This window comes from Sebaldella termitidis ATCC 33386 (genome assembly GCF_000024405.1).
GTDB lineage: Bacteria > Fusobacteriota > Fusobacteriia > Fusobacteriales > Leptotrichiaceae > Sebaldella > Sebaldella termitidis.
Genome location: NC_013517.1, coordinates 1646941 through 1671534 on the forward strand (window position 1 = coordinate 1646941; position 24594 = coordinate 1671534).

Here is a 24594-nt window from a genome sequence, read left to right on the forward strand (position 1 = left end):
TGTGAAAGAGGAGATGTAGAAATGGAAAAAAATGTAAAACAATTGTCAGTAGATGCAATAAGAATGCTGGGAGTGGATGCGATAGAGAAGTCAAAGTCAGGACATCCGGGAATAGTATTAGGTGCGGCACCTATGGCGTACACACTTTGGAGCGAACACCTTAACGTGAATCCAAAAGAACCTGAATGGCTGAACAGAGACAGATTTGTACTGTCAGCTGGACACGGATCGATGTTAATATATTCATTATTACATTTAAGCGGTTTTGATGTGTCTATGGAAGACATAAAGAATTTCAGACAGTGGGGCTCTAAGACACCGGGACATCCTGAGTTCGGACATACAAAAGGAGTGGACACGACAACAGGTCCCCTTGGACAGGGAATCGCCACAGCGGTGGGAATGGCACTGGCAGAAACACATCTTGCGAAAAAATATAATAAAGAAGATATGAATATAATAGATCACTTTACATATGTAATCTGCGGAGACGGAGATCTTATGGAAGGTGTGAGCGGAGAGGCAAGTTCATTTGCAGGAGTACAGAAGCTGGGGAAGCTGGTAGTACTTTATGATTCCAATGATATATGTCTTGACGGTGAAACAAGAGAAACATTTACAGAAGATGTGGCTAAGAGATATGAAGCTTACGGCTGGCAAGTACTAACGGTAAAAGACGGCAATGATCTTGGAGCAATAGATGCGGCAATAAAAGAAGCAAAGAAAGATGTAACAAAGCCGACATTAATAGAGATAAAAACAGTAATAGGATACGGAGCACCAACAAAAGCAGGAAAGAACAGTTCACACGGGGCACCTTTGGGAGCAGAGGAAACAAAAGGATTAAGAGAATATCTGAAATGGGACTATGAAGCATTTGAAGTTCCGGCAGAGGTATATGAGGACTATAAGAAATCAGTAGCAGAAAGAGGAGCGGCAAAGTCAGAGGAATGGAAAGCCCTTGTAGGAAAGTATAAGGAAAAATATCCTGAGCTGGGAAAAGAGATAGAAGAAATAGCAGCAGGAACATTATTTGATAATATAAAGATAGAATTCCCGGCATATGAAGCAGGACATTCACAGGCAACAAGAAATGCATCAAATGATGCGATAAATGCAATAGCAGGACAGATACCGAATTTCATAGGAGGCTCGGCAGACTTAGCACATTCAAATATGACAATGATAAAAGGAGAAGGACTGTTTGACGCAGAGCACAGAGAAAACAGAAATATTCAGTTTGGAGTAAGAGAATTTGCAATGGGAGCGATACTGAACGGAATGGTATTACACGGAGGACTGAAGACATTCGGGGGAACATTCTTTGTATTCAGTGACTATGTGAAGGCAGCAATAAGATTATCAGCATTAATGGGATTACCGGTAACTTATGTACTTACCCATGACAGTATAGCAGTAGGAGAAGACGGTCCGACACATGAACCGATAGAACAGCTTGCAGGTTTAAGAGCAATTCCGAACATAAATGTAATAAGACCAGCAGACAGCAGAGAAACACAGGGAGCATGGAAGGTAGCTGCAGAAAGTAAGAAGACACCGACACTTTTAGTATTAAGCAGACAGAATCTGGATGTAACAGAAGGTTCGTCAATGGAAGATGTAGCAAAGGGAGCATATGTATCTTACGAGACAAACAAAGATTTTGGAAGAATAATAATAGCAACAGGATCAGAAGTATCTCTGGCAGTGGGAGCAGCAAAGGAACTGGAAAAATCAGGAGAATCAGTAAGGGTAGTAAGTATGCCGAGTATGGAGCTTTTTGAAAGACAGAGCTGTGAGTATAAGGAAAGTATCCTTCCAAAAGGAGTAAGAAGCAGAGTATCACTTGAGATGGGATCGACATTCGGATGGCATAAATATGTAGGAATGGACGGACTGGCAATAGGAATAGATACATTCGGAGCATCAGCACCGGCAGGAAAAGTAATAGAAGAATACGGATTTACAGTAGAAAAAATCGTTAATAAAATAAAAGGATAAATCTGGTATTTTATAAAAATGTTGATTAAACGGCACAGAAAAATCTGTGTCGTTTTTTTAATCTGACATATTGGCAGTAACTATGGAGATACTGTCATTACGAGGAATATGTTAAATTCCTTGATATTGATATATTGCTATAAATAACAACAGAATTTTGATTTTACTTAACTGATCAGAGATACTTATTTGGTAGAATATAATCAGGTATGCTAAGATAATAATGATTCATCAAAAATACTTATTTGAAATTGTAAAATTTTGTAATATTAAAAAATAAATTTGCTAATAATCAGGATTTTTTCGGCAGATTTTACTGCTGACAAAACAGAGCAAAAAAATGATAGAAGGTGGTCTGGGATGATATCAGCTTTGATTGGAAGTTTTTTATTCGGTATGGTAATTGTGCTGTATATTTTAATTGTACTGGGATTCCCACTTGGGGAATATGCAATGGGCGGCAAATATAAAATTTTACCGAAACACATGCGGATTGTTTTTGTGTTTTCTATAATACTGCAATTAGCAGGAGTTCTGGTATTGCTGCAAACGGGAGGTTATCTGAAATTAATGCTTCCCGCCGGAATTACCAGAGGAATGTGTTTTTTCTATGCTTTTTACTTAACATTAAATGTAATAATGAATTTTATGTCGCAGAGTAAAAAAGAAAAGCTGGTTATGACACCTCTTTCAGCAATAACAGCAGCATGCTTTTGGATAACTGCCATGAATAGCTGTGTAATTACGTAGTTTTTTTGGTATTATTTTAGATTAAAAAAATTCTTCTTGGTACTGTAGTTTGTACAATGGAAAACATACTAAATTAACTGATATAAATATAAAAAATGCATATATTTTCAGACATGCATTTTTATATTTAATGTTTTATTTTTTAGCCTTTTCAGCAGATATTCGGCAGGCTTATAATCTTCATTAATTGCCATCTGATAATATTTCTTTGCTAAATCCAATTTTTCCTTTGACTGGTAAAATTTTCCCAAATGAACCATAGATCTGGGATGTTTATTATATTCTATGCCCATTTTGTAATATTGTACAGCCGGTTCATTCATACCCTGTTTTTCATATAAAATTCCCAGATTACACATTGCTTCAGATTTATAAAATTTTTCTCCAAAATCTTTAGGCTCGGATTTAATAGATTCTTTATAATATTTTTCCGAAAGGTCATATTTTTTCATTTTAAAATATAAAAATCCGAGACTGTTTAATGCAGGATTATATTTCAGCTTTACAGCATGTTCCAAAAATTTCAAGGCAAGGTCATATTTTCCTTCATTTACGGAGATAACGCCCAAAGCATTTACTGCACGAATGTTCCCGTTTTTAGCAGCACTTATATAATATTTTTTTGCAGTTCTGCTTTTTCCCAGCAAGGAATATGAAAAACCTATAGAATACATTTCCTTTCCTCTTTTTTCAGGATCAGTTTCCAAGGCAGCAATAATTTTGTTACATTTTATTGAAAGACAGATTTTTCTGTCCATAAGAAAATCATTACTCAAATATTTTATTTCCTGTTTTGACTTTTTTAGTATTTTCTCGGCATTTTTATAATTTCTCTTTTTCAATTTTAATATCTTTTCCTCCAGAGAAAATTTTCTAATTTTGTTTTTTATAATTACTGTATACATTAACTTTGTCCTCCTGATTAATTATAACACATAAAAATTAATAATAAAAAAAGCACACTTATTAAATATGCTTTTTTAATATCTTTAAAGAATGAAATAAACTGAAAAAAAATGTGCGATGCTGCCGAAAATAACAAAGATATGCCATACAAGATGATGATATTTGAACAGTCTCCACATATAAAACAATGTGCCGATAGTATAAAAAAGACCGCCGAGTATGAGAAAAACCAAAGAAAGATTACTGATGTTTGCCAGAAGGTCATACCATACGAAGACAACAAGCCAGCCCATTATAATATATAAAAGTGTAGAAAAAACGACAAATTTTTGTACAAAAAAGGATTTGAACACTATACCTAAAATACATATAAGCCATTCAATAACCAAAAGAGTAATACCTTCTTTTCCGCCGACTACAATAAGGAGAAAAGGAGTATATGTAGAGGCAATAAGGACATAAATAACTGAATGATCCAAAATTTCAAATATTTCCTTTGCTTTATTCCATTTTAAAGCATGAAAAATACTGGAGGTGGTATACATAAGAACAAGAGCAGCTCCGAAAATGGTAAATGAAACTATATCTAAAGTGTTTCCCAGAGAAACAGCACGGATTATCAAAATTACAAGTGCAGCAACTGAAAGGACTCCGCCTGCGGCATGACTTATAAAATTAGCCAGTTCTTCCCCAAAGGGAAATTTATTAATTATTTTCATATATGCTCCTTAATTAATGTGATATAATAAATTGTAGAATAAAATGAGGAAAAATGCAAATTATTTAAAGGAGGGTAAAGTATGAAAAAAATTTTAACTGTTATGATTTTATTTTCAATTACGGTTTTTGGAAATGCAGTAGTCATTGCCCACAGAGGAAACAGCGGGGAATACCCCGAGAATACTCTGGAATCCTTTAACAGTGCAAAATATTTTGCCGATTATCTGGAACAGGATCTTCAGATGACGAAAGATGATAAGCTGGTAGTTTTTCATGATACTGTCCTTGATAATGTTACTAATGTGAAACAGGTTTTTCCAAAGGAAAGAGCCAGAAAAAACGGCAGTTATTATGTTATTGATTTTACTATGGATGAGCTGAAAACATTACAGGTAACAAACCGTTATTTTATTCTGTGGAAATTCAAATTTGAACAGTTTAAAAACAGAAAATACAGTACTGATGATACTGCGAAAATAGCTTCTTTTGAAGAAGTACTGGATTTAGTAGAAGAATATAATAAAGAAAATAATACCAGACTGGGTATTTATCCTGAGCTGAAAGATGTGTGGTTTTATAAAAGTGAAGGAAAGGATACTACAGTTGCATTGTTTGATATATTAAAAAAATACAGTTATGATAATAAACAGGATGAAATTTTTATACAGTCATATGACAGTGCAGAGCTGCAAAGGGTAAAAAATATAATAAATCCTGAGTATAATGTTAATTATAAGCTGGTACAGCTGATACCAAAGAGAAAAAGCGGTGATATAAAAGTATTTCGTGACGGTAAAAAGGAAAAGTATGACTATAAGTACTTTTATACAAAAAACGGACTGGATGAAATAAGACAGTATGCGGATGCCATAGGGCCGGATAAGAGTCTTATCCATGGAAATAAATCAAAAGAAGATTATTATAAATATGCTAAAGAAATAGGTTTTTTGGTTCATGCTTATACATTTAATATCGAAAGAGTAGGGAAAGGCTTTAAGAGCTATCAGGATGAAGTAAAATATTACAGGGATGTATTAAAGGTTGACGGTTATTTTACCGATTATCCGGCTGTGGAGACAAAGTAGAGTTATTACGAAAAGATAAGGGTTTAAAAAAGAATATAAAAAGGAGCTGTGCAGAATAGAATTTTTAAATAAATCCTTTTTGGACAGCTCTTTTTGTTAAATAGATTTATGAGAAGAATTTCGCAAATAAATTATCCTGTTGCGGGTTATGTACTACATAACCAATTGCTATTTTTCCTTCGGTAAGCGTAATAAGCTCATCTGCAAGCTCAGAACCGAAAGCACCGCAAAGTTCAATAGCACCATATCCTTTATTAGCCAGCTCTGTTACTTTTGTTTTGGCTTCTTCAGGATTACGGACTGTATACAGGCAGGAAATAAGCTTTTCTGTTTCAAAACAAACCTGATCCTTTGTAATGTCAAAATCTGCTCCCATAAGTAAAAATGCATATTTTTTTTTCATGTATTATTCCTCCTGATTTTATATTTATTGTTTATTATACCATATTTTATAAACTATGATAAATTAAGAAACTGTATGTTAAGCTGGTTTAGAATATTGTTATAAAAATTATATATGAAATATCCGCATCTAAGTGAAAAGGAAAAGATAAAGCTCAGAATTTTTATTTATTAATTAAATGTTTTAAGATAAAATAAAGAGAAGTCATTTATCAGCAAAAAATTTCATATTAGAACCAATATGCTGAATTGATATAATGAAATAAAGTTAAATTAAGAATAATATTAAATAAGGAGGCAGAATATTGAAGAAATTAGTTTTTATTTTTATTTCACTGGTATTTTTTGCATATGGAGATGAATTTATAAGAGAATACGGAACATATGAGCTTGTAAAATGTGAACGGAAAGCTCATGACAGATGTATTAAAGTTTCAGATTATACTCCGATAAAAATAACAGATTTTGACAGAGATAAAGAAAAAAAATTTGTCAGTGACGGGAAGAATATTTATTATCAGAATGAAAATAATTATTCAGACAGCACAAAGTATTATTCTGTATTTCAGACAGCAGATGCCAAAACCTTTTCTGTTATAAATGACTTACTGGCAAAGGATAAGAATAATGTATATTATATAACAAAGTGGAAAAATATACCTTTAAAGGATGCTGATCCAAAAACTTTTGAATATATAGGCGAATCTTATCCCTTTGTTTATGTCAGGGATAAAAAGAGAGTATATGCAGTTGAAAAACTTGGTGATCCTATCTATATTATAAAAAATGCCGATCCGGCTACATTTATGGTACTGAAAGAAAATTATTCCAAGGATAAAAATAATGTATATTTTCAGGAAAAGTCCGCAAAAGGGATAGATGCCAAGACCTTTGAAGTTTTGGGATATTTTCATGTAAAGGACAAAAATAATATATATGTAAGAGAACACTATGATTATAAACCTATCAGAGGTGCAGATATGAAAACATTTGAAATACTGACATCTCTGTATACAAAGGATAAGAATTATGTTTATTATGACAGTAAAATTATTAATGGTGCCGATTCTTTGACTTTTATGATGATGAAAGAGATAAAAGAAAATGAACATGAATATGCAAAAGATAAAAAAAGAGTATATTACAGAGGAAGAGAAATAGCCGGATCTGATTCTGCAACATTTGAAATAATAAACAGGAATTTTTCTAAAGACAGAAATAATGTGTATTATAAAAGTAACACTAATACTGCAATTTCAGGAATATGTGAAAATAATTTTTCAGAAGAGAAAATCTCTGCAGATATACTTGAAACTCAAGTATCTGAGGAATTAACGGGACAATTTCTAAGAGGGTATCCTGCAGAAGAAAAATCTTATTATGAAATAAAAGAGATAAATAAACCTTTATTCGGAAGGTCATCAGAAGCAGTAAAAATATCACGCTGCGAGACCGAAGCAAAAGATTCATGGAAAAAACTTGAAAATGCCAATCCGTCTACATTTGAAGTTAATTATGAAATAAGACGGATTATACCCGCAGGTAAGTATTCTTCATCTGGGATTCCGCGTATTTCAGAATCGTATATATCTAATGACGGTAAAAATTACTATATCGATTTTTACCGTGTAGATGAACAGCTGTGGAGAAAAATAATTGCCAAATACACAAATATTTCAGAGAATAAAAAGTAATATAATAAAAAATGTATCTTAAAATTAGTATTGTGAATTAATTGAAAGATACATTTTTATATTGTATAAATTTATTTACAGTTTTATATATACGCAATCAGCCATCGGTATTTATACTATTTGATTGATAAGCATATCTTCATCAATAAAGATAGTAACAGGTTCATTGTCTTTGTCACTGGTTTGTGCTGTTAAAATATTTCCTGTCCGGTCAAAATACACAATACGGGAGCAGAGAGTATGCTCGTCTTTCAAATTCTTATAAATTTGATTTGCCGGTACAGGTTCATATCCTTGAAAGGCAATTTCATCAATCCTTTTTAATTTTACAGGATCAAAGAGAAAATGACGATAGTTCATATTTTGAACAATTGCAAGCCCGTTTTTGAGATAAATCATATTATAACCGGGCATTAAGTCTTCATCATCAAAATCCATATCTTCCTGTTCTCCAAGCAATTCATACTGCGGACAGGAAAAATGAGCATAAACCTGGGCATCATTTTCAAGAGTAATTATTTTAGTTCCGTCAGGCAACCATGCAGGTGTTATATATGAATTGTGCGGAAATAATTCTGTTAGTTCGATTTTATCTGTATATCTGCATTCAAATAAACATATGCCGTCCTGTCCTGCTGCCAGCTCTAGAATAATGTTATCAGAGTCCGGAATATCTGAAATATGGGGATCACTATCATATAATGTGTCTTTTATTTCAAGAGAATTCAACAGAGAACCGTTATTAGCATCAAATATTGAAATACGCAGATAGTTCCTGCTTAATTTTTCAACAGTCCAAATATAATTCCCGTTCTTAGTATAAGCCTGGCACACAAATAAACCTGATTTTTGCCAAAGGACATCAGCATTAAAATCATATACGGCAAGGGAGCTATCCTGCAAAATTACGGCAGCTTTTTTATCTGAAGGATGAAAAGATACAGTATTATGTTTTAATTGTGCTTCAGAGCTTAGTCTGCCGGCATTTTTCAGTTCACAGCCGGGCTCAAGACTATAAATACTGTAATTTTTATCATAAAGAAAAGTAAAGTCGGCAAAATTATTGCGGGAAATATATTTATATATTCCTTTGCAGATTTTTGTTGGTTCAATCAATATCATAGCAGCACCTCAAAATATAAATTTTCAGATATTGTTAATATAAATGTTTACTGACTATATTTTACAATAAAATCAGGATTTAAACCTCAATATTTACAAATCCGAATTTTTCAACATCAAAAAGTCCCATATCAGTTATTTTCAATTTTGGAATAACAGGGAGCGATAAAAATGACAAAGATAAAAACGGACTAAAGTCACCGGTAAATCCAATCTGAATCAAAGCCTTATTCAGTTCTTCCAGTTTCTCAAGCACTTCAGCAACAGGCCGGGAAGTCATGAGTCCGGCAGTTTCCAGCGGAAGCACGGCAAGAACATTGCCGTCGGCAACTACAGTAATACCTCCGTTCAGCTCTTTCAGTGTTTTTAATGCAAGTGAAAAATCTTCGTTATTATATCCTGCCATAATAAGATTATGTGAATCATGCCCTATAGTAGTGGCAATAACGCCCTTTTTTATTTTTAGGCCGTGTAATATACCTCTGCCTACATTATTATTCTGCGGACTATGTCTTTCAACGATAAAAAGCTTTACTGCATCTTTTTTGCTGTCAGGAACAAAATTTCCGTTTTTATCAGTTTCTACATTCATAATATATTCATTGGTAAAAAGATTATTGGGAACAAGCCCTACAGCACGTATTTTATCTGAATTCAGCTTTATGTCCCAGCTTATATCTTCGGAAATAAAGATTTTATGGTCATTTATTTTCAAAAAATCTGATTTTGGATTTTCGTCTATTAATTTTCCATCTTTATAAACAGCTGAAACAGTAAAATTCTCAAGATCATCCAGAATAACAAGATCAGCTTTCTTTCCCGGGGCTATTGCTCCTCTGTCATATAATTTATGAGCCTTTGCAGCATTATACGATCCCATTTTTATGGCAAGAAGAGGATCAAGTCCGAAACTGACAGCCTTTCTTACACAATAGTCGATACTTCCTTCTTTTTCTATATCTATTATTTCCTTGTCATCAGTGCAGAAGCATATCAGATCATTATTTTTGTAATTGACATATTTTATGAGAGCCTCAAGATTTTTTGCAGCAGTGCCTTCTCTTATAAAAACATACATTCCCCGTTCTAATCGCAATTTCATCTCTTCATAAGTTTCGCACTCATGATCAGTTGTGATTCCGGCAGAAATGTAGGCATTTAATCCCTGAGCGCTGATAGACGGTGCATGTCCGTCCACAGAAAGATTAAATGATTTGGCATCAAGTATTTTCTGTAAAAGATCAGCATCTGAGTCCAAAAGTCCCGGGTAATTCATTAGCTCTCCAAGCCCTAAAACTCTCGGATGTGAATAAAAATTCTTTAAATCGGCTGCTCTGAGAACTGCTCCCGAGCTTTCATAAGGAGTAGAGGGAACACATGAAGGAAGCATGACGAAAATATCAAGCTCAGTATTTTCAGTAGAATCTATCATATAACGGATTCCGTCAATTCCCATTACATTGGCTATTTCATGCGGATCTATGACAGCAGTGGTAATTCCGTGTTTCAAAAGTACAGTAGAAAAATTTTCCGGAATAATAAGAGAAGATTCTATATGTACATGTGCTTCGATCAAACCCGGAGAAACAAATTTTCCTTTAAGATCAATGACTTTTTTTGCATTATGGTACTTTCCGATACCGATAATCATATCGCCAAGAACAGCTATGTCGCCGTCAATTACTTCAAGTGAAAAAACATCTATGATTTTTGCATTTTTAAATACTAAATCAGGAAGCTCTTTTTCAATTGCAGCATTGATTATTTCCGAGATATTCTTATTCATATTTCCTCCTACAGAATTTGCAGCTTTATAAGTACTGCGAAAAATTCAAAATATAAGTTTATTATAATCAAAAATTTTTATAAAAATTTTATAAAAAAATATCTCTTTTTATTTTAGAGATATTTTTTTGTGTGCATTATTATTTTGAAGCCTGATAATTTGGGGCTTCCTTAGTAACTATTACATCATGAGGATGACTTTCTTTTAATCCTGCATTGGTTATTTTTATGAATTTTGATTTGCTTTTCAGAGATTCGATATCCGGTGTGCCGCAATATCCCATACCTGAACGCAGTCCGCCGCAAAGCTGATAGATAGTATCTTTCAGTCTTCCTTTGAACGGTACCATAGATTCTATTCCTTCGGGAACCAGTTTTTCTGTGGCAGATTCCAGCTGAAAATAACGGTCTTTGCTTCCCCTTTTCATGGCAACCAAAGATCCCATACCAACATAAGTCTTGAATTTTCTTCCGTTAAAAAGAACTTCCTCACCCGGAGCTTCTTCTGTTCCGGCAAGAAGACTACCGAGCATAACACAATCAGCACCTGAAGCTATAGCTTTTACGATATCGCCTGAAAGTGTTATTCCTCCGTCTGCAATTACAGAAACTTCATGTTTTTTACAGTAATCATAAACCTCCATAACAGCGGAAACCTGAGGAACACCGACACCTGAAACCACTCTTGTAGTACAGATGGAACCGGGACCTATTCCTACTTTTACAGCATCTACCCCGGCCTTGATAAGATCAGCAGCAGCTTCTTTGGTAACAATATTTCCGCCGATAAGATCAAGCTTCGGGAATTTTTTTCTGATTTTCTTGATAGCTTCTACGACACCTTTTGAGTGACCGTGTGCAGAATCAACAGTAACCACATCCACACCTGCTTTTACAAGGGCAGATATTCTGTCAACAGTGTCTTTTCCTATTCCTACCGCAGCACCCACTCTTAATCTTCCGTGTTCATCCTTTGCAGCATTGGGATAATTTATTATATTATCAATATCTTTTATGGTAATAAGACCTTTCAGCTTATTATTCTTAACAATCGGAAGTTTTTCGATTCTGTGTTCAAGAAGAATTTGTTTTGCTTCCTCAAGGGTAGTTCCTACAGGAGCAGTAACAAGGTTTTCCTTTGTCATAATATCTTTTACTTTTATAGTAAGGTCATCTCTGTATTTTAGATCACGGTTAGTAATAATCCCAATAAGAGAACCGTCTTTTTCTATAACAGGAAGACCGGAAATTTTGTAATGTTTCAAAAGCTCGTTTGCTTCACGAAGAGTAGCATTTTTTGTTAGTGTGACAGGATTGGCTATCATTCCGCTTTCATATCTCTTTACTTTTTCTACTTCCTCTGCCTGTCTTTCTATAGTCATATTTTTGTGTATAAAACCTATTCCGCCTTCACGTGCAATAGCTATTGCCAGTTCTGACTCAGTAACAGTATCCATTGCGGCACTGAGGATCGGAACGTTAAGCTCTATGTTTTTAGTAAGTCTAGTTTTTAGTGAAACTTCATGGGGCAGAACTGAGGAAGCCTGCGGAACCAGTAATACATCATCAAATGTTAAGCCTTCGCCAATAATTGTAGCCATTTTTTATTACCTCCTAGAATATAATATTTTTTGTTTTAATTTGATTTGGCGAACTGTATAAAATATAACAGTTCAAAAGCCCCCAATTTATCTGATTTAAACAATCAGAAGGCAGCTTTTCCGGCTCCTTCTGATATTTACATTACTCCCACTCAATTGTCGCAGGCGGCTTAGATGAGATATCATAAACTACCCTGTTAATTCCGTTTACCTTATTTATAATTTTATTTGAAATATTTTCCAAAAATTCATATGGAAGCTTTGACCATGTAGCTGTCATAAAATCAGTAGTATTTACGGATCTTATAACTGCCGTGTATTCATATGTTCTCTGATCTCCCATAACTCCTACGGACTTCACCGGAAGAAGGGCAACGAATGCCTGGCTTACTTTTCCGTAATAATCCTTGGCAATAAGCTCCTCAATAAAAATATTATCAGCTTCCTGAAGTATTTTTACCTTTTCTTCCGTTACTTCGCCAATAACTCTTATTCCAAGTCCCGGTCCCGGAAAAGGATGTCTGTTTACTACAAAATGCGGAAGTCCGAGCTCAGCACCTACTTTTCTTACTTCGTCTTTAAAAAGCTCTTTCAGAGGCTCTAAAAGCTCGAAAGCAAGGTCTTCAGGAAGTCCGCCTACATTATGATGAGATTTTATAGTATGTGACGGTCCTTTTATAGACTGTGATTCTATTACATCAGGATAGATCGTCCCCTGTGCAAGAAACTTGGCACCTTTTAGCTTATATGTTTCTTCATTGAAAATCTCTATAAATTCATGACCGATTATTTTTCTTTTTTGTTCAGGCTCGTCAGCGCCCTTTAATTTTTCAAAAAATCTATTTTTAGCATCTACAAATTTAATGTCAAGATCAAAGTGTTCCTTATAATATTCCAGAACTTTTTTAGCTTCATCTTTTCTTAGGAGCCCTGTATCCACGAAAATGCATGTAAGCTGTTTTCCTATGGCATTATTAATCAGGACAGCAGCAACAGATGAATCAACACCGCCGGATAATCCCAGTATAACTTTGTCGTCTTTTACAATTTGTTTTATTTTTTCTGTTTCTTCCTCTATGAAGCTTTTTATTATCCAGTTTTTTTCACATTTACAAATGTTAAAAATAAAATTTTCTAAAATTTCTTTTCCAAAAATTGAATGTGATACCTCGGGATGGAATTGGAGCGCATAAATATTATTATCATTCATTATTGCAGCTGAACATGAAGATGTTCTGGCTATTTCCCTGAATCCTTCGGGAAGCTTAGTAATGTGGTCGCCGTGACTCATCCAGATCTGCGAATTCTGCTTTACGTTTTTGAATAAAGGATTTTTTTCATCCAGAATTTCAAGCGACGCTTTTCCGAATTCTTTAGTTTCGGCTCTTTCCACACTTCCTCCGTTCAGATGGGCGATCAGCTGCATTCCGTAACAGATACCTAGGACAGGAAGACCGGCAAAGAACAGTTCTTTTTCTACAGCAGGTGAATTTTCCTCATAGACAGATTCAGGACCGCCTGAGAGTATAACACCCGTGATAAAATCTTTTTCCTCGGATATTTGTTTTAGAACCTGCGAATGATGTACAATTTCACAGTAAACTTCCATTTCTCTGATTCTTCTGGCAATCAGCTGACTGTACTGAGAACCGAAGTCAACAATCAAAATTTTCTTTTTCATTTAATATCTCCTTTCGCATATATAAAAAAACTTACACTTAAATTAAAAAAACTTTTAAGAGTGTAAGCTAAAAAAAACAATTTAGTTTCACCCATAGCAGCTGATTTCAGGTCAGCTATAGAGACACCGGACCATATTACCGGCTTATATGGCTTTCAAATTTTGTATATTTGAGTTATTATATATAATTTATATGGGTAAGTCAAATAAATTATATATTAATTTTCAAATATTGGCAAATACTATTTATAGAGGTAATATAAAACAGATGTTATATAAACAGATTACAGTATAATAAATCATATCTAAGAATAAGTTACATTAATCATTAAATGTTTGGAACCAAGTTTTTATATATACAGTAGAGCGTACAATAACTCTAAAGCCCCTAAAAAAAGAAAAAATTTTTTTTAAAGTCAAAGTTTTTAAAGTAATTGTTAACATTGAAGTTGACATAGTGACAATTAATCACATATATAATAAATGGGGGCGAAAATAATAAAAAAACTTGACAAAATCTGAAAAATGGCTAAAATAGTAGTGATATTATATTTGTTTATTAAGGAGGAAAAAAATGTCAAAAAAAGAATTTATTGAGGCTTACGCAAAATCAACAGGTGAAACTAAAAAAAGATCTGAGGAGTTAGTAAACGCTTTCTTAGAAACTGTAGAAAAAACTTTAGTTAAAGGGAATCCTGTACAATTCGTAGGATGGGGAACTTTTGGAGTTCAAAAAAGAGCTGCAAGAAAAGGAAGAAACCCACAAACTGGAAAAGAAATCAAAATTGCTGCTAAAAAAGTAGTAAAATTCAAAGTTGGAAAAAAATTAGCTGATAAAGTTGCAAAATAGTAAAAAATATTAGTATAGTGTTCAAGAAGACTGTAGATTAATACTCTACAGTTTTTTTTGTATAACTAAAGTTGGTTTTTTAACTATTTTTAATTATAAAAAGGACTGTATCAAAAAAATTTAATACAATCCCTTTTAGATTCTGGTCATGCTTTCATACTTTCTTTTAAAATACTGATAATTTCCTCATGATTAAGTACCTTGTAACCGCCCTCCAGAATAAAAGAACTCTTTGCAATACCATCAAGCATATCTTCAGTAACACCTAATTCTTTGATACTCATCACAAGACCTATTTCCTTCATCCATTTTTCCATACAGGCAAGACCTTCATTGGCAATCTGTACGTCACTTTTACCTTCTGCATTAATATTCCATACATTTACAGCAAAACGCTTAAATTTTTCAATACCGTAAGGCATAATGTATTTATAATAAGGAATTGATATTGCTGAAAGTGTCATTCCATGCGTTGCATCAGTATAGGCACCCACTGACTGACCAATCATATGTACCATCCAGTCAGTAGATTTTCCTTTGGCAATAAGAGTATTTAATGCCCATGTAGAAATCCACATAATATTGCTCCTTGCTTCATAATCATCAGGCTTTTTCACCGCAATTTCTGAAGAATGAATAAGCGATTTCAGCAGACCCTCCATAATATAATCAGAGGTATTATCATCAGTACCGGAAAAATACTGCTCAAGAATATGAGACATAATATCAAAAAATCCCGCAGTCATTTGATATTTTGGCAGAGTAAATGTGTAAACCGGATTCATAATAGAAAATTTTGGAAATACATTCTCGCCAAATACATGACCTATTTTCAGCTTACTGTCATGGTTGGTGATAACAGTACCGCCGTTCATTTCAGAGCCTGTTCCTGCCATTGTCAAAACACAGCCCACAGGAATAATTTTGTTATCAACATCTTCCATACGAAGAAAAAATTTCTCCCACGGATCATCCTCGCAGTAAACAGAAACAGAAACAGCCTTTGCATAATCACAGACAGAGCCGCCGCCCACTGCCAAAATAAAATCAACATTACCTTTTTTTGCTCTTAACCAGCCCTCGTATAGTTTTTCAACGGTAGGATTAGGCATAACCCCGGCATCTTCAAAAATCTCTTTATTATTAGCTTTAAGAATTTTTATAACTTCATCATAAATGCCGTTTTTTTTGATCGACCCGCTGCCATAAACCAGCAGTACATTCTTTCCATATTTAGGAAGCTCTTCATTTAGACCATTAAGAGAATCTTTTCCAAAATAGAGTTTTGTCGGGTTTGAATAAGTAAAATTTCCTAACATAATATTTTTTCCTCCTGATTTTTCTTTATTGACGCTTTCTTGTTTGTAGCATTTACTTAAATATGCTACAATATTTGAAGCTTGATATAATTGTACAACTTAAAGTTAACTTTAAGTCAACAAAATTTTTTATAATTTGTATAAGGAGGTAAATTAGCATGTCATATAGTATAGGGGAAATATCAAAAATGATGAATGTTGCACCTTCAACACTTCGTTATTATGAAAAAGAAGGGTTACTTCCGTTTATAAAACGCTCTGAGAGCGGCATTCGTGTATTTGGAGAATCGGATTTCGGATGGTTTTCTATTATACATTGTCTGAAACAAGCCGGAATGTCTATAAAAGATATTAAAAAATATATGGATATGATAGCAGAAGGAGATTCAAGCATTGGAGAACGTCTGGATATTTTTGAAAAGCAGCGTGTAAAAGTAGAAAGACAAATAAAGGAATTGAACCAAATTCGCGAAGTATTGGAATATAAGTGCTGGTATTATGAAACAGCAAAAGAAATCGGGTCAGTTGATGCAGTTGAGAATATGAAAACAGAGGATATGCCTGATAAATATGCACGTATAAAAGAAAAATTAAGCGGTTTGAAACTAAAATGATTTTTTATAATAAATTTTTCATAAGAATTGACTGGTATATTTCCGGTCTTTTTTCATATATTACTGCTAAACGTATTTTTTTCTCTTTTGACATGTTTGTTTCTGTACTGATCATTCCAGAGAATACAGCATAAAAATTGGACAATTCCTTCTGAATATATTATAATTTATAATATTTAAATATTTCGGTGCCGGAAAATTAAGACTGCCGGAATAAGAAAAAAAATTCAGAAAAAGGACAAAATTCATTATATTGAGGAGATAAAATGAAAAAGTTAATTTTAGTTATAAGTGCACTGCTTCTTTTACTTATAGGAGGTTTTTATTTTTGGGATTTGAGAAATGAAGTGTCTGAAATAAAAGCAGCAGTAACAGAGCAGGCTGAAAATACCAATGCTGAAAAGAAGAATATCAAAGAAACAGCGGAGGAGAGTAAAGAGGAGATAAAAGAAAATATAAAAAGAGAAACTGAGCCAAAAAACAATATGGCAGAAAAAAAGAGCATACAGAATAACCAAAGCATAGATGCTCTTACAGAAGAAAAAATAGTAACGGATTATCTGAAAGAAAACGGAGAGCTTCCTGAATATTATATAACAAAAAAAGAAGCACAGAGAGAAGGCTGGGTTGCCAAAGAGGGAAATTTATGCGATGTGCTTCCGGGAAGGGCAATCGGCGGTGACATCTTTACTAACAGAGAAAAAACTCTTCCTGTAAAAAAGGGAAGAATCTGGTATGAAGCAGATATAAACTACGACTGCGGAAGAAGAAATGCCCGAAGAGTTGTTTATTCAAATGACGGATTAATATTTGTTACCCATGATCATTACAAAAATTTTGAAGAAATAAAATAGCTTAATAAAAGTGCAGGTTTTGAATATGAATAATATAGTTATTGATTTTAAAAATATAAACAGCAGAAAAGATTTTTATCTGCAGTTAAGAAAAAAATGTGAGCTTCCCGAATATTTTGGCGATAATCTTGATGCATTGTGGGATGTACTTACAAGCGGGGAACTGGACTTTCCTCTTACGATTTCATTTACCAATTTTAATAAAAATAAAAACGGGTTTTACAGGGATCTTTATGAGCTTCTGAAAGATGCTGAAAAGGAAACAGAAAAAAACATTATTTTTAAAATAAACAGAGGAGAAAATAAATGGTAGAGTTATTTATAGCGGTCAGACACTTAAAGGAGAGAAAATTTCAAAGTATATTTTCAATACTGGGAGTAGCAATATCGGTAACGGTGCTTATGGTTTCACTTACAGTGTCAAACGGACTGGAGAAAAATATGCTGAAATCCCTGCTTACTCTGAATCCGCATATTGTTCTTACTAAAGGAAACGGGGATGTTTCCGAAGATTACATGGATGTAAAAAAGAAAATAGAGGAGATAAACGGGGTAAAAGGTGTTATTCCCAAGTATACAGCACAGTCTATCATAAAGACCGATGAGTATGCCAAAGGAGTGCTGGCAAACGGAATACCCAATGAAGATCTGGAAAAAACCATTGATCTGAAAATGGTGGCAGGGAAGAAATCTCTTCCTGAACTGGATTCCGCAATAATAGGTGAGGAAATGGCTTATGAATTCGGCGGACTGAAGGTAGGGGACGATATAAAAGTTATTACAACGGAAAATAAGGAAGTAAGATTCAAAATAAGCGGAATATTTAAAACCGGTTATTATGAATATGACAGAAATCTTCTTTTGATACCGCTGCAGACTATGCAGATATTACAGGAAAGAGGAGAAGTTATTTCCGAAATAGATGTCATGCTGAATAATCCCAAAGATGCAGAGGCCGTAAAACAGAAAATAGAAAAGCTGGGCTTTAATTATCAGGTAAATACATGGGGAGAGCAGAATCAGCAGCTGCTTAATGCAGTAAAATTCGAGAAATTCGTACTTGTGTCATTATTGCTGCTTATAGTGATAATAGCATGTTTCGCAGTCTCGGTAATATTGAATATGGTAGTAAGAGAAAAAATAAGAGATATAGGGATATTGCGTTCTATAGGATACAGCGGAAAAATGGTGAAAAAGATTTTTACTATAGAAGGTCTGATAATAGGAGTTTTGGGGATTATTTCCACATTTGCGCTGGTGCCGCTTGTACTGTTTGTACTGGACAAGCTCTTTAATAAAGTAGTGTCAAATACTTATTATCTTGATAAACTTCCGCTTTCTATTACATTAAAGGAAATAGGGATTATTTATCTGGTAACAATTATAATTGTATATTTATCGACACTTTATCCTTCTTACAGAGCTTCAAAACTAAATCCTGTGGAGGCGCTAAAACATGACTAGAATTTTAGATTTAAAAAATATAAATAAAATATATGAAACAAAGGTAGAAAAGCTGGAAATACTGAAAAACATTAATTTGGAGCTGAATACCGGAGACTTTATTTCTATACAGGGAAAGTCAGGAAGCGGAAAAACAACACTCTTGAATATTCTGGGGCTTCTTGATTCACCTACAAGCGGTGAGGTTATTTATGACGGCATAAATGTTGATTTTAAAAAAGAAAATCTGAAAAATACTTTGAGAAATGAGAAAATAGGTTTTGTATTCCAGTTTCATTATCTGCTTCCGGAATTTTCAGCTTTGGAAAATGTGATGCTTCCTGCACTTGTAAGAAAAAAAGCAGACAAGGAAATCGTAAGAAAAAAAGCAGAGGATTATCTGAATATGGTAGGACTCGGCGGAAGACTTACGCATAAGCCGTCGGAGCTTTCAGGCGGGGAAAAGCAGAGAGTAGCAATAGCAAGAGCAATGATAAATGATCCTGCAGTGATACTCGCGGATGAACCCACAGGAAATCTCGATGTGGACACAAGTCAGACAATACATGATCTTTTTTTTAAGATAAATAAAGAAAAGAGTCAGGCTATTATTATAGTTACACATAGTCTGGAACTGGCAGGGATTACAAAGGAAAAATTTGAAATAAAAAAGGGGAAATTAGAAAAGTTATAAGTTGACTTTTTCATTAATAAGGTTATAATATAATTAGAATACACAGGGAGGAAGTGGTTACATGAATATAATAATCAGTGGAAGACGCCTTGAGGTCACTGAACCTATCAAAAAATATGCTGAAGAAAAAATCGGAAGGGTGAATAAGTATTTTGATCATATTACTGAAATTGACGTTACGCTTTCAGTAGAAAAAAGTAAAGTGGAAGGGGAGATCCATAGAGCAGATGTGTTATTGTTCGGTAACGGACTAAAATTAAAAGTGGAAATGGAAGACAAAGATTTGTATGCGGCAATAGATAAAGCGACTGATGTATTGGAGCGAAAAGTGAGACAGCATAAAGAAAAATTAAAAGACCATAATAAAAAAGGAACACATTAAATAGAAGAAGTAACTTAAAATCCGCCTCTGGAAGGGGCGGATTTTTCATAGTTTAGTTTACGGAAATTATGAATTAATGTATTGCAGTTTTTAGAAAGAAATGAGGGATTTATTTTGTCAAAGGAATTATTAGCGGAACAAATTGCCGGCTGGCATGCAGCAGGAGAGCATAATAAAATCTGTGAGGCTGTTCTTGCCCTGCCGGAGCAGGAACAGACAGACGAGCTGATCTGTCTTCTTGCACGGGCTTTGAATAATAAGGATGATTTTTGCGGTGCTTTGGAAGTACTTGACAGCATTCGGAACAGATATTCCGATAATCCGTTTTTCTGCGTGCGTTACGGCTTTGCTCTTTATCAGCTTCACAGAGAGCATGAAGCACTTGACTGGTTTAGAAAGGCTCAGGCAGGAGGGCTTGAAGAGATTAATGAGACTCCCGGTACATATCATCCTAAAAGTATAGCAAAATGGATAATATTTGCAGAACGCTGGGCACCGCGGCGTATCGAAAAAAATGCATTTGAAGCAGAGTGCAGGATAAAAAGAAGCAGGGAGCCGCAGCATGCTGATTTTACGGATTTTGATTTTTCCGGTTTTTGGGATGATTGCGATTATTCTCTTGAAAAATATACAGGGAATACACCTGCTGATACAGAGATTGAAGAAGCGGAAGCAGAACTAGGCTACCGCCTGCCGGAATCTTATAAAGCACTTGTCAGACTTCATAACGGCGGTCTGCTTCTCGATAAATATTTTGAAAATCCTTTGCAAAGAGAATGGGAACCGCAAATTTTCGGGATCAGCAGTATTTATGGAATCAGCAGTGATAAAATGTATTCTTTGACTGGAGACAGAGGAAGCAGATTTTGGATTACAGAATGGGGCTATCCCGATATCGGGGTAGCGGTTTGTGACTGCCCAAGCGGCGGACATGATATGATTTTTCTGGATTATTCCGACTGTGGACCTGAGGGAGAGCCATGTGTTGTTCATATTCATCAGGAAGGGGATTATGAGAGAACTTATCTGGCTGATAATTTTGAGGATTTTGTAAGAGGGCTGATTTCCATGGACGAAGACGGGGAATAAGGAATGTTTTATATATAATACAGAATGTAAATGGGAATATATCAAAATACAAAAAAATTGATACATTCCCTTTTTTGCTTGGAAAGCAATAAACAGTAAAAATGAATCTGCTGTTTATCAATCAAAATAATAAAAGACAGGGGTAAAAATTCCTGAATATATTATTATTTAAGACCTTTGATATATTTGTCCATTACTGCTAATGCTCCGTTTTCATTGTAATATGTTTAGCTGCTTTTAATATACATTTTGATTTTATTCGGCGTAAAAACTTAATTCTTGACATTGTCACTAATTAGTGGTATTTTTTAAGTATGAAGTTTTGATGATTAGTGTAAATCTGGGAACTGAAAAGGAATAAGTGTTTTATAAACACTGGTAAGGAGAAATTTATGTATAGTGAGGAAGAACAGCTGGATTTGAGAATGGTAATAGCTCTCAGCAGAACAATGCAGGTAATTAACAGGAAGCAGTCCAGACTAATAAACGAATACGGGCTGACTATGCCGCAGTTTGGAGTTTTGGAAGCCTTGTATCATAAGGGGCCTTTGTGTATTAATGATATAATTGAAAAAACATTATCCACAAGCGGGAATATGACAGTAGTAATAGAAAATCTTAGAAAAGACGGATATATCAAAAAAGAAAAATCAGGGATAGATCAGAGAAAGTATATGATATCCCTTACAGATAAAGGAACTGGGATTATCAGCAGGATTTTTCCGTTTCATTTAAAAAATATAGGGGAAATATTCAGCAGATATTCCGTAAATGAAAAGGAGGAACTGCTGAGTCTGCTTGAAAAATTCAGAAAATAGCTGTTTTTGACAAAATTTATTAGAGAAAATAAGATGATAATGTGATATAATTTTTTTAGGCATAATTTAGTGCGGTGGACTCTTCGGCTGACGGCGGATAGATCACTGCATCAGGCAAATAATATTCAGAGGTGAGATTAAATATGTCTATTACTTTGGAAGTACTGATAATCATAGTGTTACTGGCAAATATAATGACTTTGTACTATATATACCGACAAAACAGAAGACTGAAAAAAAATAAAAAAGGGCCGAGAATTGTAGTAATAGGCGGAGGAACAGGGCAGTCCATGCTGCTTCGGGGATTAAAGCAGTATACTGACAATATTACGGCAATAGTAACCATGGCAGATGACGGCGGAAGTTCCGGTATACTCAGGGAAGAAATGGGAATGCTTCCTCCAGGAGATATAAGGAACTGTATAATAGCTCTTTCCAATGCAGAGCCCGAAATGCAGAAAATAATGCAGTACAGATTCAAGGAAGGGAGTCTGAAGGATCAGAGCTTCGGGAATCTTTTTCTTGCAGCTTTAAACGGTACATATGAGGATTTCGAGCTCGCTGTTACGAAGATATCTAATATACTGGCAGTAAAAGGACGTGTACTGCCTGTGACTCTTGAAGATGTGAATATAGTAGCAGAACTGGAAAACGGCGAAAAAATAACTGGAGAATCCAAGATAGCCCCTGTAGTGCTGAAAACCAAGAGCAGAATAAAAAAAATACATCTGCAGCCAGAAAATGTGGAGCCGTATGAGGATGTCATATCTGCACTGGGAAGTGCGGATCTTATAGTAATAGGTCCGGGCAGTCTTTATACCAGTATAATTCCGAATCTGCTTACTGACAGGGTAAGTGAGGCAGTTGCGAAATCAAAGGCAAAGAAAATGTATATTGCCAACGTGATGACTCAGGAAGGCGAAACTGACGGATTAAATATAGCAGATCATGTAAAAGCTATATTAAATCACTGTAATGACAGAAAAATAGTGGATCTGGTAATAGTAAACAAAGAAAAAATACCAGATTACCTGATTCAGAAATATGCAAAGCAAAATTCTGAGTCGCTTTATCTGACTAAAGATCAGAGAAATGAGCTTGAGAAAATGAAAATAAAAATTATAGAAGGTAATTTTCTTAAATTTAACGGTGAATATGTTCGGCATAATGAAGAAAAACTGGCAAAAGTGATAATCGACAATTATAATTATTTATTTTAGAATTTTTTTTAAATATCTGTATTAAGAGCAATACCCTGATACAGATATTTTTTATTAAATATAACAAAAAAACTGCTTTAAGAGAGTAATAAAAATCTGACGGAAAAATACCGGAATAATTTTCTGCTGTCAGAGAAATATGAGTCTTAAAACAGTTTTTAAAAATATAAAAATAGTTTCAGCTTATCCAGATATCAAAAGCTTCTTTGAAGGGCTTTACCGCCCTGTCCAGAATTCCGTTGACAAAAGCAATTGTCAGACCGTAGTTTACTATGGGAACTCCCTGTTCATAGCTCATATCTATTCTTGTAAGCATCTCTTTTCTGTTAATCATACATCCGCCGCAGTGAATAACTGCCTTGTATTCTTTCAGATTAGCGGGATAATCACGTCCGTTGCAGAAATCGAAGTGTATATTTTCGTTTATATGCTGTCTGATCCAGCGCGGAATTTTTACTGTTCCTATATCATCACACTGCTGATGGTGTGTGCAGGCTTCGGCAATAAGAACTTTATCATTGTCGGTAAGATTTTTCAGAGCCTTTACTCCTTCTATGAGCTTTGGCAGATCACCTTTGTACCTTGCAAACAGGATTGAAAATGATGTCAGATCAATATCTTCGGGAATAATTGCCGATACTTCCTCAAAAGCCTGTGAATCAGTGATTACAAGCTTCGGCTTTTTTACCAGATTCTTTAGGGTATTATCTAATTCCTCCACTTTACATGCAGTGAAAACAGCATTATTATCCAATATATCTCTCATTACCTGTACCTGCGGCAGAATAAGCCTTCCCTTAGGCATTCCTGTATCTACAGGAATTACAAGGACAATATGATCACCGGACTGAATAAGATCAGTGAGTATTCCGGGCTGTTCGAATTCTTTCGGAGAATATTTTATTATCATATCTTTCAGCTTATCAATATTTGTCTTATTTTTGGCAGAAACCTCAAGATAATGATAGTTTTTATTTTTTAGGTCAAGTATTGCTTTTTCCGTATCGCCGGATAAATCAATCTTATTGATTATAATAATAAAAGGAATTTTTGATTTATTAAGCAGTTCTATTACAGAATTATCAAAGCTGCTCAGACCGTCAGCATCTGTAATAACAAGAGCGATATCGGTTTTCCTTATGATGGTCAGTGTTTTTTCCACACGTAATTTTCCGAGGCTTCCCTCATCATCTATTCCGGCTGTATCAATAAGGGTAACAGGACCTATAGGCAGTATTTCCATTGCTTTATATACAGGATCTGTGGTAGTTCCTGCGAATTCAGAAACAATTGCCAGCTCCTGTCCTGTTATTGCATTTATAAGAGAAGACTTTCCCATATTTCTCTTCCCGAAGATAGCTATGTGAAGACGGTTTGAACTGGGTGTTTTTTGTAAGCTCATAATTTCAAGACATTCCTTTTTTATTTAAATTTTATCACAAAAGGTGAAGTATGTTCAATATATAGAAAAATTTTCTTTTGTCAAAGGATTCATATATGTTTTTATATGAAAAAGGCTTGATTTTAATGCTAAAAACAAGAATGAATAATCATTTGATATATA

Annotated in this window: 23 protein-coding genes and 1 riboswitch; of the genes, 14 read left to right on the top strand and 9 right to left on the bottom strand. The window is 34.3% G+C overall.

Annotated elements, in window-relative coordinates; all coding sequences use genetic code 11:
• The first annotated feature begins 21 nt into the window (after window positions 1–21).
• Window positions 22–2001: a transketolase gene (tkt, locus tag STERM_RS07590; RefSeq protein ID WP_012861002.1), complete on the top strand. Its 1980-nt coding sequence runs from the start codon at window positions 22–24 to the stop codon at window positions 1999–2001.
• Window positions 2002–2361: 360 nt separating this feature from the next.
• Complete coding sequence (locus STERM_RS07595; protein ID WP_012861003.1) at window positions 2362–2751, top strand: hypothetical protein; 390 nt, start codon at window positions 2362–2364, stop codon at window positions 2749–2751.
• A 107-nt stretch (window positions 2752–2858) separates the two neighbouring features.
• Here STERM_RS07595 and STERM_RS07600 read toward each other — a convergent pair whose 3' ends face one another.
• Window positions 2859–3656: a tetratricopeptide repeat protein gene (locus tag STERM_RS07600; protein WP_012861004.1), complete on the bottom strand. Its 798-nt coding sequence runs from the start codon at window positions 3654–3656 to the stop codon at window positions 2859–2861.
• An 84-nt stretch (window positions 3657–3740) separates the two neighbouring features.
• Window positions 3741–4376, bottom strand: a complete 636-nt coding sequence (trhA, locus tag STERM_RS07605; RefSeq protein WP_012861005.1) for a PAQR family membrane homeostasis protein TrhA — start codon at window positions 4374–4376, stop codon at window positions 3741–3743.
• 81 nt (window positions 4377–4457) lie between these two features.
• Here trhA and glpQ point away from each other — a divergent pair, with 81 nt between their 5' ends.
• Window positions 4458–5462, top strand: a complete 1005-nt coding sequence (gene glpQ / locus STERM_RS07610; protein ID WP_012861006.1) for a glycerophosphodiester phosphodiesterase — start codon at window positions 4458–4460, stop codon at window positions 5460–5462.
• Between the two features lie 106 nt (window positions 5463–5568).
• Here the strand turns inward: glpQ and STERM_RS07615 are convergent, their stop codons facing one another.
• Window positions 5569–5865 (bottom strand): DUF6506 family protein, encoded by a 297-nt coding sequence (locus STERM_RS07615; RefSeq protein ID WP_012861007.1) that lies wholly within the window; start codon window positions 5863–5865, stop codon window positions 5569–5571.
• A 304-nt stretch (window positions 5866–6169) separates the two neighbouring features.
• On the opposite strand from STERM_RS07615, the gene STERM_RS07620 reads away from it, so the two are divergent.
• Window positions 6170–7558 carry a DKNYY domain-containing protein gene (locus tag STERM_RS07620; RefSeq protein ID WP_012861008.1) on the top strand — a complete coding sequence of 463 codons (1389 nt, stop codon included), beginning with the start codon at window positions 6170–6172 and terminating at the stop codon, window positions 7556–7558.
• Window positions 7559–7669: 111 nt separating this feature from the next.
• Here the strand turns inward: STERM_RS07620 and STERM_RS07625 are convergent, their stop codons facing one another.
• The 4 genes from STERM_RS07625 to guaA all read right to left on the bottom strand — a co-directional run bounded on the left by STERM_RS07625 (window position 7670) and on the right by guaA (window position 13747).
• Window positions 7670–8680, bottom strand: a complete 1011-nt coding sequence (locus tag STERM_RS07625; RefSeq protein WP_012861009.1) for a hypothetical protein — start codon at window positions 8678–8680, stop codon at window positions 7670–7672.
• A gap of 79 nt (window positions 8681–8759) precedes the next feature.
• A complete protein-coding gene (ade, locus tag STERM_RS07630) occupies window positions 8760–10466 on the bottom strand; it encodes an adenine deaminase (RefSeq protein ID WP_012861010.1) in 1707 nt (568 codons plus the stop codon).
• A 139-nt stretch (window positions 10467–10605) separates the two neighbouring features.
• Window positions 10606–12066, bottom strand: coding sequence for an IMP dehydrogenase (guaB, locus tag STERM_RS07635; RefSeq protein ID WP_012861011.1), 1461 nt, complete (start codon window positions 12064–12066; stop codon window positions 10606–10608).
• Between the two features lie 142 nt (window positions 12067–12208).
• The gene (guaA, locus tag STERM_RS07640) at window positions 12209–13747 is read right to left on the bottom strand and encodes a glutamine-hydrolyzing GMP synthase (RefSeq protein WP_012861012.1); all 1539 of its coding nucleotides are present in this window, start codon (window positions 13745–13747) and stop codon (window positions 12209–12211) included.
• A 74-nt stretch (window positions 13748–13821) separates the two neighbouring features.
• Window positions 13822–13919, bottom strand: a riboswitch (purine riboswitch).
• 402 nt (window positions 13920–14321) lie between these two features.
• On the opposite strand from guaA, the gene STERM_RS07645 reads away from it, so the two are divergent.
• Complete coding sequence (locus STERM_RS07645) at window positions 14322–14597, top strand: HU family DNA-binding protein (RefSeq protein WP_012861013.1); 276 nt, start codon at window positions 14322–14324, stop codon at window positions 14595–14597.
• Window positions 14598–14743: 146 nt separating this feature from the next.
• Here the strand turns inward: STERM_RS07645 and STERM_RS07650 are convergent, their stop codons facing one another.
• Entirely contained in the window at window positions 14744–15916 is a 1173-nt protein-coding gene (locus tag STERM_RS07650) for an iron-containing alcohol dehydrogenase (RefSeq protein ID WP_012861014.1), read from the bottom strand.
• 158 nt (window positions 15917–16074) lie between these two features.
• On the opposite strand from STERM_RS07650, the gene STERM_RS07655 reads away from it, so the two are divergent.
• From STERM_RS07655 to STERM_RS07695, 9 genes are all read left to right on the top strand, one after another.
• Complete coding sequence (locus STERM_RS07655) at window positions 16075–16530, top strand: MerR family transcriptional regulator (protein ID WP_012861015.1); 456 nt, start codon at window positions 16075–16077, stop codon at window positions 16528–16530.
• 266 nt (window positions 16531–16796) lie between these two features.
• Window positions 16797–17384 (top strand): ribonuclease domain-containing protein, encoded by a 588-nt coding sequence (locus STERM_RS22375; RefSeq protein ID WP_012861016.1) that lies wholly within the window; start codon window positions 16797–16799, stop codon window positions 17382–17384.
• Between the two features lie 25 nt (window positions 17385–17409).
• Window positions 17410–17697: a barstar family protein gene (locus tag STERM_RS07665; protein ID WP_012861017.1), complete on the top strand. Its 288-nt coding sequence runs from the start codon at window positions 17410–17412 to the stop codon at window positions 17695–17697.
• A complete protein-coding gene (locus STERM_RS07670) occupies window positions 17691–18848 on the top strand; it encodes an ABC transporter permease (RefSeq protein ID WP_012861018.1) in 1158 nt (385 codons plus the stop codon). The genes STERM_RS07665 and STERM_RS07670 overlap by 7 nt, the downstream gene beginning before the upstream one ends.
• Window positions 18841–19521, top strand: coding sequence for an ABC transporter ATP-binding protein (locus tag STERM_RS07675; RefSeq protein WP_012861019.1), 681 nt, complete (start codon window positions 18841–18843; stop codon window positions 19519–19521). Before STERM_RS07670 ends, STERM_RS07675 begins: the two co-directional genes overlap by 8 nt.
• 61 nt (window positions 19522–19582) lie before the next feature.
• The gene (gene hpf / locus STERM_RS07680; protein ID WP_012861020.1) at window positions 19583–19903 is read left to right on the top strand and encodes a ribosome hibernation-promoting factor, HPF/YfiA family; all 321 of its coding nucleotides are present in this window, start codon (window positions 19583–19585) and stop codon (window positions 19901–19903) included.
• A gap of 114 nt (window positions 19904–20017) precedes the next feature.
• Window positions 20018–20992 carry an SMI1/KNR4 family protein gene (locus tag STERM_RS07685; RefSeq protein WP_012861021.1) on the top strand — a complete coding sequence of 325 codons (975 nt, stop codon included), beginning with the start codon at window positions 20018–20020 and terminating at the stop codon, window positions 20990–20992.
• A gap of 392 nt (window positions 20993–21384) precedes the next feature.
• Window positions 21385–21810 carry a MarR family winged helix-turn-helix transcriptional regulator gene (locus tag STERM_RS07690; protein WP_012861022.1) on the top strand — a complete coding sequence of 142 codons (426 nt, stop codon included), beginning with the start codon at window positions 21385–21387 and terminating at the stop codon, window positions 21808–21810.
• 143 nt (window positions 21811–21953) lie between these two features.
• Window positions 21954–23030, top strand: coding sequence for a gluconeogenesis factor YvcK family protein (locus STERM_RS07695; protein ID WP_012861023.1), 1077 nt, complete (start codon window positions 21954–21956; stop codon window positions 23028–23030).
• A 178-nt stretch (window positions 23031–23208) separates the two neighbouring features.
• Here STERM_RS07695 and hydF read toward each other — a convergent pair whose 3' ends face one another.
• Entirely contained in the window at window positions 23209–24432 is a 1224-nt protein-coding gene (gene hydF / locus STERM_RS07700) for a [FeFe] hydrogenase H-cluster maturation GTPase HydF (protein ID WP_012861024.1), read from the bottom strand.
• Between the last annotated feature and the right edge of the window lie 162 nt (window positions 24433–24594).

Excerpts from the sequence above, each read along its gene's own strand:
- tkt (WP_012861002.1), top strand. The coding sequence starts at position 22 with ATGGAAAAAAATGTAAAACAATTGTCAGTAGATGCAATAAGAATGCTG.
- STERM_RS07595 (WP_012861003.1), top strand. The coding sequence starts at position 2,362 with ATGATATCAGCTTTGATTGGAAGTTTTTTATTCGGTATGGTAATTGTG.
- STERM_RS07600 (WP_012861004.1), bottom strand. The coding sequence starts at position 3,656 with ATGTATACAGTAATTATAAAAAACAAAATTAGAAAATTTTCTCTGGAG.
- trhA (WP_012861005.1), bottom strand. The coding sequence starts at position 4,376 with ATGAAAATAATTAATAAATTTCCCTTTGGGGAAGAACTGGCTAATTTT.
- glpQ (WP_012861006.1), top strand. The coding sequence starts at position 4,458 with ATGAAAAAAATTTTAACTGTTATGATTTTATTTTCAATTACGGTTTTT.
- STERM_RS07615 (WP_012861007.1), bottom strand. The coding sequence starts at position 5,865 with ATGAAAAAAAAATATGCATTTTTACTTATGGGAGCAGATTTTGACATT.
- STERM_RS07625 (WP_012861009.1), bottom strand. The coding sequence starts at position 8,680 with ATGATATTGATTGAACCAACAAAAATCTGCAAAGGAATATATAAATAT.
- ade (WP_012861010.1), bottom strand. The coding sequence starts at position 10,466 with ATGAATAAGAATATCTCGGAAATAATCAATGCTGCAATTGAAAAAGAG.
- guaB (WP_012861011.1), bottom strand. The coding sequence starts at position 12,066 with ATGGCTACAATTATTGGCGAAGGCTTAACATTTGATGATGTATTACTG.
- guaA (WP_012861012.1), bottom strand. The coding sequence starts at position 13,747 with ATGAAAAAGAAAATTTTGATTGTTGACTTCGGTTCTCAGTACAGTCAG.
- STERM_RS07645 (WP_012861013.1), top strand. The coding sequence starts at position 14,322 with ATGTCAAAAAAAGAATTTATTGAGGCTTACGCAAAATCAACAGGTGAA.
- STERM_RS07650 (WP_012861014.1), bottom strand. The coding sequence starts at position 15,916 with ATGTTAGGAAATTTTACTTATTCAAACCCGACAAAACTCTATTTTGGA.
- STERM_RS07655 (WP_012861015.1), top strand. The coding sequence starts at position 16,075 with ATGTCATATAGTATAGGGGAAATATCAAAAATGATGAATGTTGCACCT.
- STERM_RS22375 (WP_012861016.1), top strand. The coding sequence starts at position 16,797 with ATGAAAAAGTTAATTTTAGTTATAAGTGCACTGCTTCTTTTACTTATA.
- STERM_RS07665 (WP_012861017.1), top strand. The coding sequence starts at position 17,410 with ATGAATAATATAGTTATTGATTTTAAAAATATAAACAGCAGAAAAGAT.
- STERM_RS07670 (WP_012861018.1), top strand. The coding sequence starts at position 17,691 with ATGGTAGAGTTATTTATAGCGGTCAGACACTTAAAGGAGAGAAAATTT.
- STERM_RS07675 (WP_012861019.1), top strand. The coding sequence starts at position 18,841 with ATGACTAGAATTTTAGATTTAAAAAATATAAATAAAATATATGAAACA.
- hpf (WP_012861020.1), top strand. The coding sequence starts at position 19,583 with ATGAATATAATAATCAGTGGAAGACGCCTTGAGGTCACTGAACCTATC.
- STERM_RS07690 (WP_012861022.1), top strand. The coding sequence starts at position 21,385 with ATGTATAGTGAGGAAGAACAGCTGGATTTGAGAATGGTAATAGCTCTC.
- STERM_RS07695 (WP_012861023.1), top strand. The coding sequence starts at position 21,954 with ATGTCTATTACTTTGGAAGTACTGATAATCATAGTGTTACTGGCAAAT.
- hydF (WP_012861024.1), bottom strand. The coding sequence starts at position 24,432 with ATGAGCTTACAAAAAACACCCAGTTCAAACCGTCTTCACATAGCTATC.